19 protein-coding genes and 1 tRNA gene are annotated in these 18,990 nt (G+C 67.5%); 10 read left to right on the top strand and 10 right to left on the bottom strand.

The window, feature by feature from the left end; genetic code table 11:
• The first annotated feature begins 35 nt into the window (after window positions 1-35).
• Together IBX18_RS03245 and IBX18_RS03240 are read left to right on the top strand one after the other, a co-directional pair.
• Complete coding sequence (locus IBX18_RS03245) at window positions 36-1,256, top strand: acyl-CoA dehydrogenase family protein (protein WP_194832244.1); 1,221 nt, start codon at window positions 36-38, stop codon at window positions 1,254-1,256.
• Window positions 1,253-2,689: an LLM class flavin-dependent oxidoreductase gene (locus IBX18_RS03240; RefSeq protein WP_194832243.1), complete on the top strand. Its 1,437-nt coding sequence runs from the start codon at window positions 1,253-1,255 to the stop codon at window positions 2,687-2,689. Before IBX18_RS03245 ends, IBX18_RS03240 begins: the two co-directional genes overlap by 4 nt.
• Window positions 2,690-2,733: 44 nt before the next feature.
• Here the strand turns inward: IBX18_RS03240 and IBX18_RS03235 are convergent, their stop codons facing one another.
• A complete protein-coding gene (locus tag IBX18_RS03235) occupies window positions 2,734-3,216 on the bottom strand; it encodes a GAF domain-containing protein (RefSeq protein WP_194832242.1) in 483 nt (160 codons plus the stop codon).
• Between the two features lie 98 nt (window positions 3,217-3,314).
• On the opposite strand from IBX18_RS03235, the gene IBX18_RS03230 reads away from it, so the two are divergent.
• The 6 genes from IBX18_RS03230 to IBX18_RS03205 all read left to right on the top strand — a co-directional run bounded on the left by IBX18_RS03230 (window position 3,315) and on the right by IBX18_RS03205 (window position 9,641).
• A complete protein-coding gene (locus tag IBX18_RS03230; RefSeq protein WP_194832241.1) occupies window positions 3,315-4,697 on the top strand; it encodes a styrene monooxygenase/indole monooxygenase family protein in 1,383 nt (460 codons plus the stop codon).
• A gap of 117 nt (window positions 4,698-4,814) precedes the next feature.
• The gene (sfnG, locus tag IBX18_RS03225) at window positions 4,815-5,930 is read left to right on the top strand and encodes a dimethylsulfone monooxygenase SfnG (protein WP_194832240.1); all 1,116 of its coding nucleotides are present in this window, start codon (window positions 4,815-4,817) and stop codon (window positions 5,928-5,930) included.
• Window positions 5,930-7,276, top strand: a complete 1,347-nt coding sequence (locus tag IBX18_RS03220; protein WP_194832239.1) for an acyl-CoA dehydrogenase family protein — start codon at window positions 5,930-5,932, stop codon at window positions 7,274-7,276. The genes sfnG and IBX18_RS03220 overlap by 1 nt, the downstream gene beginning before the upstream one ends.
• A gap of 45 nt (window positions 7,277-7,321) precedes the next feature.
• On the top strand, window positions 7,322-7,837 hold the full coding sequence (locus IBX18_RS03215) for an NADPH-dependent FMN reductase (RefSeq protein ID WP_194832238.1): 516 nt from the start codon (window positions 7,322-7,324) through the stop codon (window positions 7,835-7,837).
• A complete protein-coding gene (locus IBX18_RS03210) occupies window positions 7,830-8,333 on the top strand; it encodes a flavin reductase family protein (RefSeq protein WP_135233902.1) in 504 nt (167 codons plus the stop codon). The genes IBX18_RS03215 and IBX18_RS03210 overlap by 8 nt, the downstream gene beginning before the upstream one ends.
• 189 nt (window positions 8,334-8,522) lie before the next feature.
• Entirely contained in the window at window positions 8,523-9,641 is a 1,119-nt protein-coding gene (locus IBX18_RS03205) for a class I SAM-dependent methyltransferase (RefSeq protein ID WP_194832237.1), read from the top strand.
• Between the two features lie 17 nt (window positions 9,642-9,658).
• Here IBX18_RS03205 and IBX18_RS03200 read toward each other — a convergent pair whose 3' ends face one another.
• The 6 genes from IBX18_RS03200 to IBX18_RS03175 form a co-directional block, all read right to left on the bottom strand.
• Window positions 9,659-11,095, bottom strand: coding sequence for an alpha/beta hydrolase (locus IBX18_RS03200; protein WP_228540277.1), 1,437 nt, complete (start codon window positions 11,093-11,095; stop codon window positions 9,659-9,661).
• A 144-nt stretch (window positions 11,096-11,239) separates the two neighbouring features.
• Window positions 11,240-11,310, bottom strand: a tRNA-Gly gene (locus IBX18_RS03195).
• Between the two features lie 88 nt (window positions 11,311-11,398).
• Window positions 11,399-12,046, bottom strand: coding sequence for a class I SAM-dependent methyltransferase (locus tag IBX18_RS03190; protein ID WP_194832235.1), 648 nt, complete (start codon window positions 12,044-12,046; stop codon window positions 11,399-11,401).
• A 78-nt stretch (window positions 12,047-12,124) separates the two neighbouring features.
• A complete protein-coding gene (locus IBX18_RS03185) occupies window positions 12,125-13,309 on the bottom strand; it encodes a serine hydrolase domain-containing protein (protein WP_306796104.1) in 1,185 nt (394 codons plus the stop codon).
• 104 nt (window positions 13,310-13,413) lie between these two features.
• Window positions 13,414-14,289 carry a deoxyribonuclease IV gene (locus IBX18_RS03180; protein ID WP_194832234.1) on the bottom strand — a complete coding sequence of 292 codons (876 nt, stop codon included), beginning with the start codon at window positions 14,287-14,289 and terminating at the stop codon, window positions 13,414-13,416.
• A 103-nt stretch (window positions 14,290-14,392) separates the two neighbouring features.
• The gene (locus IBX18_RS03175) at window positions 14,393-15,094 is read right to left on the bottom strand and encodes a phosphatase PAP2 family protein (protein WP_194832233.1); all 702 of its coding nucleotides are present in this window, start codon (window positions 15,092-15,094) and stop codon (window positions 14,393-14,395) included.
• Window positions 15,095-15,214: 120 nt separating this feature from the next.
• Between IBX18_RS03175 and dcd the strand changes: the two genes are divergently transcribed.
• Window positions 15,215-15,820, top strand: a complete 606-nt coding sequence (gene dcd, locus IBX18_RS03170) for a dCTP deaminase (RefSeq protein ID WP_107653218.1) — start codon at window positions 15,215-15,217, stop codon at window positions 15,818-15,820.
• On the opposite strand, the gene IBX18_RS03165 is transcribed toward dcd, so the two are convergent.
• The 3 genes from IBX18_RS03165 to IBX18_RS03155 all read right to left on the bottom strand — a co-directional run bounded on the left by IBX18_RS03165 (window position 15,817) and on the right by IBX18_RS03155 (window position 17,413).
• Window positions 15,817-16,197, bottom strand: coding sequence for a hypothetical protein (locus IBX18_RS03165; protein ID WP_194832232.1), 381 nt, complete (start codon window positions 16,195-16,197; stop codon window positions 15,817-15,819). The two genes, dcd and IBX18_RS03165, sit on opposite strands and share 4 nt — an antisense overlap.
• Window positions 16,198-16,231: 34 nt before the next feature.
• Entirely contained in the window at window positions 16,232-16,633 is a 402-nt protein-coding gene (locus IBX18_RS03160; protein WP_306796164.1) for a helix-turn-helix domain-containing protein, read from the bottom strand.
• A 330-nt stretch (window positions 16,634-16,963) separates the two neighbouring features.
• Entirely contained in the window at window positions 16,964-17,413 is a 450-nt protein-coding gene (locus tag IBX18_RS03155; RefSeq protein ID WP_194832230.1) for a hypothetical protein, read from the bottom strand.
• Window positions 17,414-17,644: 231 nt separating this feature from the next.
• On the opposite strand from IBX18_RS03155, the gene IBX18_RS03150 reads away from it, so the two are divergent.
• A complete protein-coding gene (locus IBX18_RS03150; RefSeq protein WP_194832229.1) occupies window positions 17,645-18,985 on the top strand; it encodes a DNA-binding transcriptional regulator in 1,341 nt (446 codons plus the stop codon).
• Window positions 18,986-18,990 lie beyond the last annotated feature (5 nt).

Below are 18,990 nucleotides of genomic sequence, written 5' to 3'. Positions count from 1 at the left end.
GTGAGCCGGCCCCCTTGCTGCGCCATCGTGGGGTGATGACATCCATCGAGGCCAAATCCGCCACAGATTCCGAACTGGATGCGGTCTTCGGACCGATCTTCGAGCGCATAGCGCAGGGCGCGGTGGCGCGGGAGATCGATCGTCGGCTGCCGTTCGAGGAGGTCGGCTGGCTGCGCGAGGCGAAGTTCGGGGCATTGCGGGTGCCGGTCGAGTTCGGCGGGTACGGCGTCAGCGTGCGGCAGCTGTTCCGGCTGCTGATCGAGCTGGCGGCGGCCGAATCGAACCTGCCGCAGGCGCTGCGCGTGCACTTCTCGTTCGTCGAGGATCACCTGCTCGCCGAGCCGGGACCCGCCCGCGAGCAGTGGCTGCGGACGGCGACGAGCACGCTGGTCGGCAATGCAATCACCGAGCCGGGGGTCGGCGCGGTCGACCGCTACCGCACCCGGCTGACCAGGGATGGCGACCGCTGGCTGCTCAACGGCGTGAAGTACTACAGCACCGGCTCCCTGTACGCGGACTACATCCTGGTCGCGGCGGATCGCGACGGCGAGCGGGTGGGTGTGCTCGTTGACGCGAACGCCGATGGCGTGCGGCAGCACGACGACTGGGACGGCTTCGGGCAGCGGCTGACCGCCAGCGGCACAACGGAGTTCACCGATGTCGTGGTGGCCGACGACCGCATCCTCGGCCCCGGCTACGGCGCTCCCGGCCCGACCTACGCGACCTCCTATCTGCAACTGGTCCAGCTGGCGGTGCTCGCCGGTATCGCACAGCGCGCCGAGCTGGATGCCAGGGAGTGGGTGGCGGGCCGCACCCGAAGCTACTCGCACTCGGCCGCGGGCATTCCGCGCCAGGATCCCTTGGTGCAGCAGGTGATCGGACGCCTGTCGGCCGCCGCGTTCGCCGCCAAGGCAAGCGTGCTCGCCGTAGCCGACGTCCTCGACGAGGTGCTGGCCAGCGGCGCGCAGGACGAGAAGTCCTTGGTGGCAGCCGAACTCGCCGCCGCGCAGGCCCAGCTCGCGGTGATCGATCTGGTATTGCCCGCCACCACGTTGCTCTTCGAAGTCGGCGGTGCCTCGGTGGTCTCGGAACGGCAGCGGCTGGACCGGCACTGGCGCAACGCCCGCACCATCTCGGTGCACAACCCGGCGATCCAAAAGGCGAGGGCAATAGGCGATTACCTGCTGAACGGCACCGACCTGCCGTTCGCCTGGAGCGCGGGCGAACACAAGCCCGCGACGGGAGCGGCGCAGTGACCCGCCGAATTCGCTTCAACGCCTTCGACATGAACTGCGTCGCCCACCAATCGCCCGGCCTGTGGCGGCATCCGGACGACCAGTCGCATCGGTACAAGGAACTGAGCTACTGGACCGATCTGGCGAAGCTGCTGGAGCAGGGGCGGTTCGACGGCATCTTCATCGCCGACGTACTCGGCACCTACGACGTGTACGGCGGCAACGACATCGCGGCGCTGCGGCAGGGCGCGCAGATCCCGGTGGCCGACCCACTGCTGCTGGTCTCCGCCATGGCCGCGGTCACCGAGCACCTCGGGTTCGGCATCACCACCGGCACCGGTTTCGAGCATCCCTTCCCCTTCGCCCGCAGGCTCTCCACCCTCGACCACCTGACCAACGGACGCATCGGCTGGAACGTGGTCACCGGCTACTTGCCCTCGGCGGCAAGGAATTTCGGCGCCGACGACCAGCTCGACCACGACGAGCGCTACAACCAGGCCGACGAATACCTGGAGGTGCTGTACAAGCTGTGGGAAGGCTCGTGGGAGGACGACGCGGTGGTTCGCGACGCCGCGCAGGGCGTCTACGTCGATCCGGCGAAGGTGCACCACATCGGCCATCAGGGCAAGCACTTCACCGTGCCGGGCATCCATCTCTCGGAGCCCTCACCGCAGCGCACGCCGGTGATCTACCAGGCGGGTGCTTCGACGCGCGGCGTACGGTTCGCCGCGGAGAACGCCGAGGCCATCTTCATCGCCGCACCGTCGAAACGACTACTCGCGCAGACGGTTTCCCGAATCCGCGCGGCGCTGCGGGAGGCGGGCCGCGACCCGTACTCGGCCAGGATCTACGCGCTGGCGACCATCATCACCGACGCCACCGACGAGGCGGCACAGCGCAAACACGAGGAATACCTGTCCTACGCCAGCATCGAGGGTGGCCTCGTCTTCATGTCCGGCTGGATGGGCATCGACCTGTCCGGTTATGACCTGGACGATCCCATCGGCCAAGTGCAGAGCAACGCCATCCAATCCGCCGTCGCTGCCTTCCAGGAGTTCGACGACGACGGTCGCGAGTGGACGGTGCGCGATATCGGACGGTGGGCTGGGATCGGCGGCATGGGGCCGGTGTTCGTCGGTTCCGGCGCCACGGTCGCGGACCGTCTCCAGGAGTGGGTCGAGGACACCGATCTCGACGGTTTCAATCTCGCCTACGCCATTACGCCGGGATCCTTCGAAGATATTGTCCGCCACGTTGTTCCGGTGCTGACCGAACGTGGCGCGTACACCACCGAGTACGTCCCGGGAACCCTGCGCAACGCGTTGTTCGAAGCGGGCGACCGGCTGCCGGACGAGCATCGCGGGGCCCGTTACCGGGTGGGCGCACCGGGCTCCACCGTGCTACCCGACGAGGTCGCACGCCCGGGGGTGGCTGTCGCCGCACCGAGTTCGTAAATGTTCGAGCCCGGCGAACACAAAGGTGTTCGCCGGGCGAGCACCTAGAGGGAATCGATGAACGCCTGCGCAACGGACTCCAGCCCGCGCTGGTCGATTTCATCGAACCGCTCCGGCTTCGGACTGTCGAGGTCGAACACTCCGATGAGTTCGCCGTTGTGCACCAATGGAATAACGACTTCCGAACGTGTCTCGGCGTCGCAGGCGATATGGCCGGGGAACGCGTGCACATCCGGCACGAGTTGCGTTTCCCTGGACCGTGCCGCGGTACCGCAGACGCCTTTTCCGATGGGGATGCGCACGCACGCGGGTTTGCCCTGGAATGGGCCGACCACCAGTTCGTGTCCGTCGTAGAAGTAGAACCCGACCCAATTAAGTTCGGGCAGCGCGTGGAATACCAGCGACGCGAGATTGGCGGCGTTGGCGACACGGTCCTGCTCGCCCGCCACCAGCGCTTCGGCCTGCGCGGCGAGCTGGCGGTACTGCTCGGTGCGGTCTCCGGTCAGGTCGGCAACGGTGAACGACATGGCCCGAATGGTACGCCAGGCAAAACTCCTGTCTGCTCATTGATTCTCGCTGATCGCAACACTCACGAGGGGCGCGTCACACCCCGGATGATCCGAACATGACAACGCAGAATTCCGTTCCCCGTTCCACCCGTTCGGCCGCGGTAATCGGTGCCGGCCAAACCGGCGTCACTGCGGCACTGGGCTTGCTCGACGCCGGGTTCGACGTCACCCTCTACAGCGACCGCGATCAGCGAAGCCTGCGCGACGATGTCCCCGCCACCGGCACCGCGCTCGAATTCGGAGTGACCCAGCAGGCCGAATCCGCGCTCGGGCTGGACACCTACACCGGCCGAGCGCCGCGGCACACCGGGCTCAGTGTTCGAATCGCCGGGGGCGGCGCCGAACTGATCCAATTCGACGGCAATTTCGACGGTTACGTCGGCATCGCGGTCGATACCCGCTTGAAGGCCGACGAACGACTCACCGCCTTCCAGGAACGCGGCGGCCGTTTCGTCGTCGAGCAGGTGACACCCGAAACCCTCGACACGATCGCCGCGGCCAACGCTCTGACCCTGGTCGCCACCGGCCGTGGCGGACTGTCCGACCTGTTCCCGATCGACCAGGCCCGAACCCCTTACGACGCCCCGCAGCGCTCGCTACTGACGGTCACCGTGACCGGAATCGGCTACGGCAAGGATGTTTTCGCGCACCGCAGCCCGGCAGGCGGCGCACACAGCGGCTTCTCCATCCTGGCCGAGCAGGGCGAGGCCTGGTGGGGCCCCTACCTGCACAAGGACGCGGGTCCGAGCTGGGCGTTCCTCGGCTGGGCCAGGCCGGGCAGCGAGTGGGAAACCCGTTTCGCCGCAGCGGATTCCGCCGAGGCCGCGCACCGGATCGTGCAGGATCTGTACCGCGACTTCATCGATTGGGATCTGCCCGAGGTGCTGGCCACCCAGGTGATCGCCGAGGACCCGCATTCCTGGCTGAAAGGCGCGGTGCGGCCGGTGGTCCGGGCCGGCGTCGGGCACACCGCGGGCGGCCACGTGGTGGCCTCGCTCGGTGACAGCTCGGCCGCGTACGACCCGATCGCGGGCCAGGGCGCGCAGAGCGGGCTGATCCAGGCGCAGCGGCTGGTCGCGGCCGCCGCGGTGCACGACGGCCCGTTCGACGAAGCCTGGATCGCCGAGCAGTACGCGACGTTCCTCGCCGTGCGCGGCGACGCCGCCAACAAGGTCACCCGGCTGTTCCTGAGCGACCCGGAGCTCGCCGAGATCGGCAACCAGCTGTTCGCGGCGGCCGCCGTCCACCCGAAGTTCGCCGCCGCGCTCGTCGGCCTGCTGCATCACCCGCAGCCGTTCCTCGAGGTCGACTCGCTCGACGCGGCCAACGCCTTCATCACCCGCGTCACCGGCGAAGACGCGACGGCCCTGCTCGGGCGCTTCGCACCGGCCGGGAAGTTCGCCAGGTCCACCTTCGCCGAAGCCCTCACCAACGCCTGAGACCCCGCACACCAGCACCGCGATCCGATCGCACAGATTCAAACCCTCGTGCCGGTCGGGTCGCGATGCTGGAGTGGGAGGAGCTCGACGGCTACCCCCCGACCCCCTGGAGCAGCTATGACCACGGAGCAGATCGCCGAACAGATCAAATTCGCCTACTGGGTGCCCAATGTCAGCGGGGGACTGGTCACCAGCGACATCGAACAGCGCACCGGCTGGGACTTCGAGTACAACAAGAAGCTGGCCCAGACCGCCGAGAACAATGGTTTCGACTACGCGCTGTCGCAGGTGCGCTACACCGCCTCCTACGGCGCGGAGTTCCAGCACGAGTCGACCTCGTTCAGCCTGGCGCTGCTCGGCGCGACCGAGCGCCTGAAGGTCATCGCGGCCATCCACCCCGGCCTCTGGCATCCGGCGGTGCTGGCGAAGTTCGGCGCCACTGCCGACCATCTCTCCAACGGCCGCTTCGCCATCAACGTCGTGTCCGGTTGGTTCGCCGGCGAATTCACCGCGCTCGGGGAGCCCTGGCTCGAGCATGACGAAAGGTACCGGCGCAGCGCCGAGTTCCTCGAGGTGATCCGCAAGATCTGGACCGAGGACAACGTGAACTACGGCGGCGACTTCTACCGGATCCGCGACTTCACGCTGAAGCCCAAGCCGCTCAACACCCCCGAGCGCCCGAATCCCGAACTGTTCCAGGGCGGTAACTCGACCGCGGCTCGCCGCAACGGTGGCCGCTACGCCGACTGGTACTTCTCCAACGGCAAGGACTTCGACGGCGTCACCGAGCAGCTCGACGACCTGCGTGGCATCGCGCGGGCCAACGATCGGGAAGTGAAGTTCGGCCTCAACGGTTTCATCATTGCCCGCGACACCGAGAAAGAGGCGCAGGACACGCTGCGCGAGATCATCGAGAAGGCGAACAAGCCTGCGGTGCAAGGGTTCCGGGACGCGGTGCAGCAGGCGGGCGCGTCCACCAAGGATGGCAAGGGCATGTGGGCCGACTCCTCGTTCGAGGACCTCGTGCAGTACAACGACGGCTTCCGTACGAAGCTGATCGGCACGCCGGAGCAGGTGGCCGAGCGGATCGTCGCCTACCGCGAGCTCGGTGTCGACCTGATCCTGGGCGGCTTCCTGCACTTCCAGGAGGAAGTCGAGTACTTCGGCGCGAAAGTCCTTCCGCTGGTTCGCGAACTGGAGGCCGCGCGGCGTCCGGTCGCGGCGGTGGGCTGATGACCGTCTCCGATGGGCGGCGCTCCCGGACTGCTGCGTGGTCATCCGCGGCCGCGGACATCGGGGGCGTCGCTCTCGCGGCCGATCGCATAACCTCGGCCGCGCAGGCTTTTTCGGTCGCCGAACACCTCGCGGCGGACTTCGCCTCGGGAGCCGCCGCGCGCGACCGCGGCCGGATACTGCCGCATCCCGAGGTGCAGCGGCTCGCGGCCAGCGGGCTGCTCGCCGTCACCGTGCCCGCCGAGTACGGTGGCGCGGACCTGCCGCCGAGCGCCGTGGCGGAGGTGGTGCGGATTCTCGCGACCGCCGACCCGAACATCGCGCAGATCCCGCACAGTCACTTCGTTTACGTGAATCTGGTGCGCTTGGCGGGTTCCGCGGCACAGCGGCAACGCTACTTCGGGCAGGTACTCGACGGTGCACGGATCGCCAACGCGCAGTCCGAGCGCGGCGGCGCCACCCTTGCCGACATCAGCACCACGCTGCGGCCTGCGGGCAGCGGGTTCCGCGTCGACGGGCGTAAGTTCTATTGCACCGGTTCACTTTTCGCGAATGTGCTCGCCGTGCTCACAAAGCTCGATGATCCCGACGGGCGCAGCGGCCTGGAGCCGGGGGAGTACATCGCCTACCTGCCTGCCGATACGCCGGGCGTGCGCATCATCGATGACTGGAACGGTATCGGCCAGCGCACCACCGGCAGCGGAACGGTGTCGTTCGAGGAGGTGCTGGTCGAGCGGGACCAGCTCATCCGCCGCTCCGCCGCCGTGCAGGCGCCCACCGGCTACGGTGCGTTCGCGCAACTGCTGCACGCCGCCATCGACGCGGGAATCGCTCGTGGCGCGCTGACGGCCGCAACGGAATTCGTGCGCACCACCAGTCGTCCCTGGTTCGAGGCCGGTGTCGCCCATGCCGTCGACGATCCGCTGCTGATCCAGCGCTTCGGCGAGCTTTCCGTCGTGGTCACCGCTGCCGAGGCGACACTCGCCGCCGCGGGCGAGGCCGTCGACGCGGCCACCGGGCAGAGCCGTGCATTACCACCCGATGGGGGGATTGACGGCGTCGAATCGAGTGGCACAGTGGTAGATATCGAGCAAGAGGAGGGCGCCGCTCGCGCCTCGCTGGCGGTTGCCGCAGCGAAGGTGCTGGCCGATCGGGCGGCCAACGAGGTGTCGAGCGCGCTGTTCGAAGTGGGGGGAACCCGAAGTGCCGCTACCGATCTCAATCTGCACCACTTCTGGCGCAACGCGCGCACGCACACCCTGCACGACCCGATCCGCTGGAAGTACCAGCACCTCGGCCGTGCGCTGCTGCACGGTACCGCGCCACCGTTGCACGGCGTGATCTGACCGGCTTGCCGGTCGAACCAGCACGTGATCGAAAAGGATACGAAAGTGACAGTGACGGTCGTAGTCGGCAATCCGAAGCCCGCCTCGCGCACGTTGACGGCGGCCACACTGGTCGCGAAGGGGCTGCGTCCCGACGCGGAGCCCGCCGTGGTCGACCTGGTCGATTTCGGCGCCGCCCTGCTCGGCTGGGGCGATCCGGGCGTCGCGGCGGCGGTGCGCACGGTCGCCGATTCGGAGCTGGTGGTGTTCGCGAGCCCGACGTTCAAAGCCACCTACACCGGCCTGTTGAAACTGTTCCTGGAGCAGTTCGACGGCGGCACCGGGCTGGCGGGGGTCCTGGCCGTTCCGGTGATGCTCGGCGCCGGACCCGCCCACGCGCTGGCACCGGATCTGCTGCTCAAGCCCGTGCTCGTCGAGCTCGGCGCTACCGCCGCGCTGCCCGGGCTGTACCTGTCGGATCGGACCTTCCTCGAGGACGGCGTGATCGATGCCTACAGCGAACGATGGCGGCCGGTCGCCCGCGCGCTGGCCGTCACCGCGGGGGTGCCCGATCATGCATGAGCTCTTCGAATTCCCGGCCGACGGTGGCGGATTGCGCCGCGCCTTCGCCAACTTCCCCAGCGGCGTGGTCGCGGTGTGCGCCGAAATCGACGGAACCCCACACGGTCTCGCGGTGAGCACGTTCGTTCCGGTCTCGCTCGATCCGCCGCTGGTGTCGTTCTGCGTGCAGAACTCCTCGTCGACCTGGCCGAAACTGGCCGCCGCCGGCCATCTCGGGTTGAGCCTGCTCGGCACCGATCAGCAGGACGCGGCCCGTTCGCTCGGCGCCCGCAACGGCGACCGATTCCGCGGTACCGAACTGCATCGCGGCACCGGTGAGGCGATCTTCATCGACGGTGCGTCCGCGTGGATCGAGGGTGTGCCGGAGGCTCAGGTGCCCGCGGGCGACCATGCGGTCGTCATCCTGCGGATCCACCGCATCGCCACCCGCACCGATGTCGACCCGCTCGTCTTCCATGGCAGCAGATTCCGTCGGTTGCGCGCCGAGGCCAGCTAGCTTGCCGTCGATGCGGCGATCGGCCCTGGTCACGCCGGTGCCGGGCGGGTATGGGAAAATGAGATGCATCTATTCGGAAGGGTCGAGCATGGCCGTGGGCACTGCGACGCGGTAGGAACGACCGAGCTCGACAACTCCTCGTCGCGGTGCACTCCGTGCCCGTGCATGTTCGACAACGAGGAGCCGCCGATGTCCACGATGACCTGGACCGAAGCCGATACCGAGCGATCGGCCCCCTGGCATTCCGAAAGCGCGACACCGGCCCCGACCCGGATCGTGGTGGCCGACGATCGGATGACCGCCGAGACCGCGTACCGCCTGGCCTGTGAGGGCACGGCGCTGCTGTGGCGCGGCGACTACCACAATGCCCGCCAACTGCTCCAGGCGATGGGCCGCCGGGTCGACCGAAAAGCGCCTGGGCCAGGCGATAGTCCGGCCGAGTCGTTCCGGTTGCAGCGCAGGGCGCGCAACCATCGCGCGCGGGTGCTCGGCAAGCTGGTCGTCCAACTCGAACAAGACCACACGCTCGCGCTGCGCCGCGCTCCCGACGTGCGCAAAGTCTGTGACGACGTGTACGGGCCGTCGGAAGGGCCGATGCTCATCGCGCTCACCGAGCTGCTCGGCGTGCTCGGTGCGGCCCAGTGGCGAGAGAAGGGTGTGCGGATCCCCGCGCTCGACGCCACCATCTACCCGCATTACGGCGTGTTCTCGCCGATCCGTGGGGAATACATCGAGCTGGTCGCGCAGGCCCCGCTCACCGGCGACGTGCGTACCGCGTTCGATCTCGGCACCGGGACCGGAGTGCTGGCCGCGCTGCTGGCCCACCGCGGTGTCGGCCGTGTCGTGGCCACCGACGACAGTCCACGCGCGCTGGCCTGTGCCCGCGAGAATATCGACCGGCTGGACCTGGCCCGCTCCGTCTCCATCGTTGGCCCCACGCTTTTTCCGGACGGTCGCGCCGACCTCATCGTCTGCAATCCGCCGTGGCTGCCGGCTCGACCGACCTCCGCCATCGAGCACGGGGTGTACGACCAGGACAGTGCGATGCTTCGCGGTTTCCTGACCGGTTTGGCCGCTCATCTCGAGCCGGGCGGTGAAGGTTGGCTCATTCTGTCCGACCTTGCCGAGCATCTCGGGTTGCGTACCCGAGACGACCTGCTGGCCCTGATCGAGGGTGCCGGTCTGCACGTCATCGATAAGACCGACACCACTCCGCAGCACCCGCGTGCCAAGGACACCACCGACCCGTTGTATGCCGCCCGTGCCGCGGAAGTCACCTCGCTCTGGCGGCTGGCTGTCACGCCGTAGCGGTACCTGGCGCTCGATCAGGCTGCGGGACAGCGGGTTTGCGGGATCGTCAAGTCGATGAGGTATCGGTCGGCGGCGCTGGTGGTGCAGGGGGAGCGGTCGTAAACGCCGTGGCCCCAACCTTCATAGGTCAGCAGAGTGGAGTTCGGAGTGTTCTTCGCGACACCCAATGCCCATTCGTGCGGCGTCGACGGGTCGTGCAGTGAGTTCATGATGAGAAGCGGTGGGCCGTCCGCGATCTGCGGGAGGTGCGCCGGGTTCGCCGGTGCGATGGGCCACCCGGAGCACAAAGCGCCTGCGCCCCAAGCGAAGTGAGCGCGCAGCGGGGCGGCGTTCGCCGTCTGTTCCTGCCACAGCTGATTCCACCGGTCCTGGTCGGCGATGTCGAAACGCCAGTCGGAGCAGAGGATGACCTGCGCCATCGGAACGGCCTGACCTTGCTGTTGCGGGGTACTGGGCGGCAGTGGACTCGCGGCGGGCTGGTCGACCAACGCCCGCAGATCCGTTGCCAGCTTGGACCATTCGGGCCGATAGAGCCGTTGAATGACCTGTGCGTTCAGATCGAACGGGCCTAGTTGCTTGTTCGCGTCAGCCAGGTCGCGTAGTTCGCCACGGGCCGACTTGGCGTACACCTCGCCGAAGATCTGATCGACATCCGCACCATGCAGGACACACTGCACCTCCCTGGCACACCACGCCGCGAACTCACCGTAAGCATCCTTGGCCGCCCGTGCCTCACTGTTCATGAACGCCCGCCCATCCAAACTGTGGTCGTCCACGCTGTCCATCAGCAAGGCGCGCAGGCGTTTCGGAAACAACTCCGCATACGACTGCGCGGGCATCGTCCCGTAAGACCTGCTGTAGATACTGATCTGGTCCACCCCGACCGCCACCCGCAGCGCCTCCACATCCCGCGCGACACTCGCCGCATCGAGATGCTCCATCAACGCCCCGGTGTACTGCCGGCAACTCGCCGCGAGATCCCTTGCATACGAATGCACCTCAGCGATCCGCCCACCCAAATCCGGCACGAAATTCGGCCGATACCCCGCCAACCCCGCATCACACCGCACCGGATGACTCCGCTTCACCCCCCGCGGATCAAGACTCACAATATCGAACCGCCCCCGCAACTCCGCCGAAAACTTTCCCCCCTTCAAGATTTCATCCACCCCCGAAGTCCCCGGCCCACCCGGCAACGAAACCAACGTCCCCACCTTCGCCGAAGGCTCATCGGCCCGATCCCGCACCACCGCGATCCCGATCGTCTCCCCGCCCGGTTTCTCCCAGTCGACCGGCACAGTGACTGTGCCACAGTCGAACTCGGCATTCTCCGAACACGGCGCCCAACTCACCGCAGACGCAGGCTCAGCATCCGACGTACAAGCAGTCACCGCCCCCGAACAAACCCCCACGACCAGACCCACAGCCAACACAGTGCGACGAATCAACATGCCCAGATCGTCGACCCCCCGATCCCCGCCCCACATCACCCCAACGAGCCACCCCCACTACCCCTCCGGTACTGAGCCCGAGCCCCCACAGACAAAGAAAATGCCCCGCACCAGAACATCTGGCCAGGGCATCTATCGTTGTAGAGCCGATGACGGGAATCGAACCCGCGCTGTCTGCTTGGGAAGCAGAAGTTCTACCATTGAACTACATCGGCGAACCTGGAAAAGGTACTCCCGAGACTTTAGCAGAACCCTCCACAGCCCGGGAAAAGTCCTGGCAGAAGCCTCTGACCTGGTCAGATGCTACGGACTGGGTCGCTCGGCCACGTAGACGTGGAAGGCGCGGTCGGACTCGCCAACTCGCCGGTGGTCACTCGTCGTGAAGCCTGCCTGCTCGATGATCGCCTCCACCTCGGCTCGTGATCGCTTGATGAGGCCGTCCCGCCACGGCGTGCTCTCGATATAGGACGAGTCGGCGGCGCCGACGACAAACTTGCCGCCAGGCCGTAGCACGCGGGCGACCTCGGCGAACGATTCCGTTAGTTCCTGGTCCTCGATGTAGTAGATGGTGTTCACGGTGACGACGCCATCGAAGGTGGCGGCCTCGATCGGCAGGTCTCGCATCGAGGCTTCGATCAGGCGGAGGCGGTCGTTCGCGAGGTATTCCTCGAATCGCTTGTGCGCCTTGGTGATCATGGTGGTCGAGACGTCGATGCCGTAGACGTGTCCGTGCGGCCCGACCTGGCCGAGCAGGGCTTGCAGTCCGTAGCCACCGCCGAAACCGATATCGGCGACCTGGTCGCCGGGTTGGGCCTGGAGCGCGGCGATCGAGCCGGCCATCACCGCTTTGTTGAAGACGTTGAGCCCGTTGGTGATCAAGCGTCCGAGCGGGCCCGAGGGGTGTCCGAGCTGGCGAGCGAAGGGGCCCATGAGCGGAAGCGAGAGGCGCACGCTCGCCAGCATTCCATACGGCACGACGGCGGCCGGAGCTCAGATGGCATGCAGGACCGAATGACTCGGCGTTGCGCGCTAGGCGATCGCCTCGTGCAGCGCCGCGATCCAGGGGAGCCAGCGCGGGTCGGGTCCTGGGACATCGTCCCAGATCATGTGGGTGCAGGTGAAGGCGAGGGCGATGCCGGATTCGGGGTGGGCGAAGGCGATTCGGCCGCCGGTGCCGTTGTGGCCGAAGGATCCGGGGCCGAGCATGGCGTGGGCGGGGCCGGGGATTTCATAGCCGTTGGCGAAGCGGTGGGTTACCGGCAGGACGTCCAAGGGCGCCGGACCACGCAGGCCGTCGGTTTGCGGTTGCCGTGCTCGATCGACGGTCGCGGCGTTCAGCAGGCGGACGCCATCGATCTCGCCGATGGTCGCCGCGTACATCCGCGCCAGCGAGCGGGCGTTGCCGATCGCGTTGCCCGCGGGTACCTCGGCCGCGTGCCCCGCGCGGGTGTTGAGCAGCGCGACTCCGTCTTCCCTGGTCGCGACGGCGGCGAGGAGCGTCCGGATCAATGGTGCGTCGACGTCGATCCCCATCCCGCTCAGTACCGCGGCGACCTGCGCGGCGTTCGGCTGTTCCTTGCGGGAGAACTGGGGAACGACACGGTGCTCCTCGTTTTCCGGCAGCCCGATCCACAGGCTCAATCCGAGCGGTCCGGCGATCTCCGCGGCGAGAAAATCGCCGACGCTCTTGCCGGTGACCCGCCGGATCAGCTCACCGGCCAAATATCCCCAGGTGATGGAGTGGTAGTAGAACGCGGTTCCGGGCTGCCAGAGCGGCGTCATGGCCGCCAAGGTCGAGGTGCACAGCGACCAGTCCGTCAGCTCTTGGGCCCCGATTCCGGACGCCGGGTCGAAGCCGGCCAGGCCTGCGCGGTGCGCCAGCAGTTCGGCGACGGTGATGGTGGCTTTGCCGTTTGCCGCGAACTCGGGCCAGTAGTCACCGACCGGTGCGTCGAGATCGAGTTGTCCGCGTTCCACGAGCATGTGCACGCAGGTTGCGGTTACCCCCTTCGACACCGACATGAGCACCGACAGCGAATCCTGGTCCCACACCATTCCGGAGATCGGGTCCTGCCCGGCCCAAAGATCGACGACAACGCGGCCGTTCCGATAGACGCAGAGCTGCGCCGCACCCTCGTCCTCGGCTTGTGCGTGCGCGAATGCGTCGCGCACCGCCTCGAATCCGCGCTCGACCGATCCGTCCACCAGCACCACGACGCCTCCTCGACCCGCTCCGACGGGGGCACGGCACATCGCGAAACCCCCTCGCCGCCAAGACCTTATTCGACCGGCTGCGGCCGTGCACCCGGCTGCACGGGTCACACGCTCGGCGAACCGTCGCCGGGAATGGGCGACGGTGCTTGCCGGACTTCGTCTCGCAGCCGTTTCAACAGCGCAACGTCGGCGCCGTTGGTCGCGGTCTCGACCAAGATGGGGACGTCGTGGAGCTGGGGGATGGTGAACAGGGCGCGGAAGACGTCTTCGCCGAGGGTGCCTTTGCCGAGGGTTTCGTGGCGGTCGCGGTGTGAACCTGCTGGGTCGCGACTGTCGTTGGCGTGGACCAGGTCCAGCCGGTGCGGGCCGATCGCGTCCGTCAGCTTCGTGACTACGGCGTGCAGGCCGGTGGTGATGTCTTCACCTGCCGCGTGCAGGTGGCAGGTGTCGATGCACAGGCCGATCCGCTCGTCGTCGAGGGCGGCGAAGTACTCCACGGTGCTGTCGACGGTCGAGGCCAGCGCCGCGCCGCCGCCGCAGGTGGGCTCGATGAGTAGTCGCACGCCGGGCGGTGCGGCGTCGAGCAGCGGGGCGAAGAGTTGAGGTAGGCGACCTAATGCGTGCTCGCGCAGTTCTTGGCGCACCGACGAGCCCGCGTGGACGATGACCGCCGCCGCGCCGACCAGGCCGGCGCGCCGCATGATGACGGTGAGCGCCTGCGCGGAGTTCTCCAGCACGGCCGGGTCCGGCGAGCCGAAATTCAGCAGATACGGCGCGTGCACGAACACCGGCAGGTCGGCATCCGCGCAGGCGGTGCGGAACGCCGCCGCGTCGTGCGGGTCGACGGTCGGCTGCTTCCAGCCCCGCGGGTTGCCCGCGAAGAACTGGATCGCCTCGGCCCCGATCTCCCGCGCCTCGCGCAGCCCTTTCTTGATCAGCCCGCCGCCCACGAGGACGTGCGCACCAATGGGTGAAGACAAGCCCTCGATCAACTCCCTCTGTGGTCGGCGCTACGCAACCACGATAGTCAGCGATCCGATGATCATCGGCGTGCCCGCGGGCTGGCCTCGCACCGGCTCGTCGTCAGCCGGTGCGGCTTTCGGAGAGTGGCTGTGTGGCTGCAAGGTTCTGACGCCGTTCGAGATGCTGGTAACCGGCGAAGCAGAGGGTGACCAAGAGCGCACCGAACACCCAGCCGCCGAGCACATCGGTAGGCCAGTGCACACCGAGATAGATGCGGGAAAGCCCCACCGCCGCAACGAAGACGACGGCGGCGACACCAGCGACCCATCGCATCGCAGGACGGCGTATCTGCGGGATCAGCAGGACCGCGAGGATTCCGATCACCGCCATCGATCCGAGACTGTGCCCCGAGGGATACGCCAGGTTCGTCTTGACGATGACGTGGTTGACCGTGGGTGGGCGTTCCCGTCCGATGAGGTGCTTCCCGCCATCGACCAGTACCCATGATCCGAGACCGGTGCAGATGACCAGCCCGGCCTCCCGCCACTGTCCGCGCCGGCCGTAAATGATGACGGCGAGCACCACCAGGATGGTCATCGCGACGGTGCCGCCGAGATAGCTGACGGTGATCGCGAGCGGCGTGAGCGTGCCGTTGCGGTGCGCGACGGCCCAGTCCGAGATCGGGGAGTCGATCGCGGTGAGGCCGTTTTCCGCGAGGACGTTGCTGGTCAGTCCGACGGCGAAAACGGCGAGAACCGCGGCGAGCACGGCGAGCGTCGGGACCATGTTCCAGCTCCGGCCCGGTGTGGAATTGGTGGTCACCCTTCCACGATCTCATCTCGAAGCTGTGCGGCGGCTGAGGAACCGGGTCGGCACCGACTGACACCGCACTGCCACTGTGCGCCTGAAGAGCCCGGACCAGCAGGCGCTACGCTGCTCGGCGTGCTGCTTTCCGATCGCGACATCCGTGCGGAGATCGCCGCTGGGCGTCTCGGCGTCGAGCCGCTCCTGGCGAGCCTGATCCAGCCGTCGAGTATCGACGTGCGGTTGGACGGCATGTTCCGGGTGTTCGACAACTCCCGCTACACCCACATCGACCCGGCGCAACGCCAGGACGAGCTGACCAGCCTGGTCGAGCCCGCCCCGGGCGAGCCGTTCGTGCTGCACCCCGGCGAGTTCGTGCTGGGCTCCACGCTCGAGGTGTGCACGCTGCCGGACGATCTGGCGGGCCGGCTGGAGGGCAAGTCGAGTCTCGGCAGGCTCGGTCTGCTGACCCATTCGACCGCGGGTTTCATCGATCCCGGCTTCAGCGGCCACATCACCCTCGAACTGTCGAACGTGGCGAACCTGCCGATCACCTTGTGGCCCGGCATGAAGATCGGCCAGCTGTGCCTGCTGCGGCTGACCAGTCCGGCCGAGCATCCCTATGGCAGTGCCACCGCGGGTTCGAAGTATCAGGGCCAGCGCGGCCCGACACCGTCGAAGTCCTACCTGAACTTCCCGCTGCCCGCCGCCGTGGTGGACGCCGCGGAATCGCGGCAGAGTTAGACCCGCTGATTCTCCGCACGGCTTCGCCGAAAGTACCGCCGCGTCGAACCGGGCACCCACAGCAGCGTGAGCACCACCACCGACAGCGCCCACCCGCCGATCAACGCCAGGTGCGCGCCGGTGCTGGGAAACATCACCCACACCACGAACCGTCCGAGGAACTGGCCACCGAGCAGCACCGTGCTGGTGATCCGCGCCCAGTTCTTGCCGCGCAGGATCGGCGCCAGGAGCGCGGCGTAGATCGGTCCGTGGGTGAGGTGGAAAACGGTGCCGACGTTCCAGCTGAACGGCGAGAACAGTAGGACGAGTACATGGTTGATCGCGTGAATGCCGATGCCGAAGACGGCCATCCGCACGGTGATCGGTGAAGCGGACATCGCGCTGATCCTTCGCGGTCGAGGTCCGTGCACGCTATGTCGCGCCGGCCGCCGCGGTATTGGACGAATGGGTCACGCTCATCCCCAGCAGGCGCCCCGGCGGTGCGCCGGCGAAGCGCTGGAAATCCCGGATCAGATGCGATTGGTCGTAGTAGCCGAAATCGCCCGAGAGCACGCTCATATCGCGTGCCGGCTCGTTCGTCAGCGCGGTGAGCGCGGCCGAGAAGCGCAGCAGCGAACCGTAGTCCTTCGGTGGCAGCCCGACCTGTTCGGCGAACCGACGCCGGAAATGCCTTGCACTCCAGCCGCTTTCGGCGACGAGTTCCGCTACCGGCCGCCTGCCCGCAGAACGCCGCAATTGCCGGACCGCATGCGTGATCGCCCGGTCCGCATCGTCGTCCGCCTCGCGCGACCGCGCGCGAAAGTAGTCGGCCACCAACTCGAATCGCGCCGGGAATCTTCCTGCGGCGCACCGGGTTCGGCTCCAGCACATCGAAACCGAAGCAGCGGATGGCATCCAGGCCGGCGAACGCTGCGGCCGACGCGGGAACGATCTGGTGCGCACGCACCTGATACGTCCCGCGCAGGTCGCTCAGCCGATCACCACCCATCCCACAACACTAAAGCGACTTCCTCGCCATGGCTCGCTTCAGCGCAGGGGATGCCGGTGGCACCGGCCCGAGTCCGCCCCGTCGACTGCCGAAAGTGGGGCGGATTCGGTCCGGTAAAGCGCCGGGCGGCAACGGGAACCGATCGCGGCGCGTGATCAGTCCCCGCCGCCCGCCCCCACCGCCAGCGCCGTCGTGATGATGACGGATAGCGGTGGCAGCGTGTCGCCGCGCCTCGGCGGTGTTACCCAGAAGCACCCTTCCCGGGTCCACCGGCCGAGGCCGGTCGGCAACATCACGGCGCTGCCGATGGCGGGAATGCCGATGTCGAGGCGGTTGAGCACCTCTAACACCTGCGTTCCCGGCCTGCTGTCCGGTTCGGCCAGAAAGCTCCACCGGATCTGCCTGGCCAGCATGGGCCCCCTGGCCCCTTGCTGATCCAGTGCGGCCCGTACCTTTTCGGCACGGGCGGTAGGCAAGTGGACAACGCAAACGCGGCCGGTGATCGGCAGCATGACGAAGCCGCCACGCTCGGTCACCGGTAGCCCGAACTCGTGCCGATAGAACGCAACCCAATCGTCAACAGTCCTGAGTTTCTCCACATTCACGGCGAACTCCTTGCCTCCCTGCTCAAGGGTCCCGGTCGCGGCCCGGTTTCGGTATTGCCCGCACGCCCGCCTTCTGCTGCCTTTCCGCTGCCTCTGATACCAGCTCTGTTTCGTATGTAGCCGTGCTCACAAACCCCTCGTACCCTGGGAAAGAGTTCTTTCGGAAGGGATGACATCGTGGTCCGGCAATGGTCAGGTAAAGAGGCCCGTGCCCTTCGCGATGCCAAGCGCATGAGCATCAGGCAGTTCGCGGCACACCTCGGGGTGCACGAACGCCTGGTGTCGAAGTGGGAGGCCGGCGGCGTCCGCGTCCATCCACGTCCGATCAATCAAGCCGCTCTCGATACCTCCCTGGCCAGGTCGGACGACGTTGTGCGGGCACGGTTTGCGGCCATGATCGACCCATCGATGGCCGACCGCCCGACCCCGCCTGGAATCGATGCGTCCGCCGATACCTCGGCGCGCGTCCACTATTCGAGCGACGCGGAACTTTTGGCTCTCATAGACGCCGGTGCGATGAGAGGTGATGCGTTAGCAGCGATTTCGGAGAGGGATCTGATCATGGCGGCTGCCCATGAGGCCAGCGAGCACGCTGGCCACGCGGAGAGCACAAACTTGGGCGTTACCACCTTGGAGCAACTCGATGCCGACGTGACGCGCATCGCGAACGACTATGTGCACGTGCCCCCGGTGCCGATGATGGTCGAGATGCTGCGGGTCCGGCGGCGCGTCTACCGGCTGCTGGAGGGGCATCAACGGCCGGTCGACACCAGCCATCTGTACCTGCTGGCGGGCACCCTGTCCGGGTTGCTCGCCAACGCCAGTACCGATCTCGGCTACTACGACTCGGCGGGTGAACAGATCAGAGCGGCCTGGGCCTACTCCGAACTGTGCGGCCACAACGGGTTGCGGGCCTGGACCCGTGGCATGCACGCGCTGATCGAGTACTGGTCGGAGCGGCCACGCCGCGGCGTGCTGCTGGCGCAGAGCGGGCAGGAGTTCGCCGAGTCGGCGACGGCGAAGGTGCGGCTGCTCAATATCGAGGCCCGGATCTGGTCCCGGCTGGGCAGTTCGGCGGAGGCGGATCGCTGCATCCGCGCCGCCGACGATGCCCGCGAGGTGTCCGAAACCGACACCCTGCACGACGAGGTGGGTGGGGTGTTCGGCTTCAACGACGCCAAGGCGCAGTACTACGCGGGCGCCACCTACATCCATCTCGGGGAGGCCGAGCTCGCCTTGGCCGCCACCCAGCGCGCCATCGATCTGTACGCGAGCGGTCCGTCGGAGCAACGGTCCTACGGTGCCGAATCGCTGGCCCGGGTCGACTGCGCCGCCGCGCATCTGATCAACGGCAGCCTCGACGGCGCGACCGAGGCGCTGCAGCCGGTGCTCGGTCTGGCCGAGGACAAGCGCCTCGCGCAGTTGGAGGCGCGGCTGACCGGTGTGCGCAGGCGGATCGCGGGCCCGGATTTCCGCGACGCGGTCGAAGCGCGGTTCCTGGACGAGCGGCTCGAGGAATTCTGCGGCACCACGGCCGCCAAGGGGATACCTCCTGGCAACTCCCCTTCCTGAGGTAC

Source organism: Nocardia sp. XZ_19_369, from assembly GCF_015355715.1.
Lineage (GTDB): Bacteria > Actinomycetota > Actinomycetes > Mycobacteriales > Mycobacteriaceae > Nocardia.
Note: the sequence above shows the minus strand (reverse complement) of the source record. Positions and strands in the feature narration are given on the sequence as shown.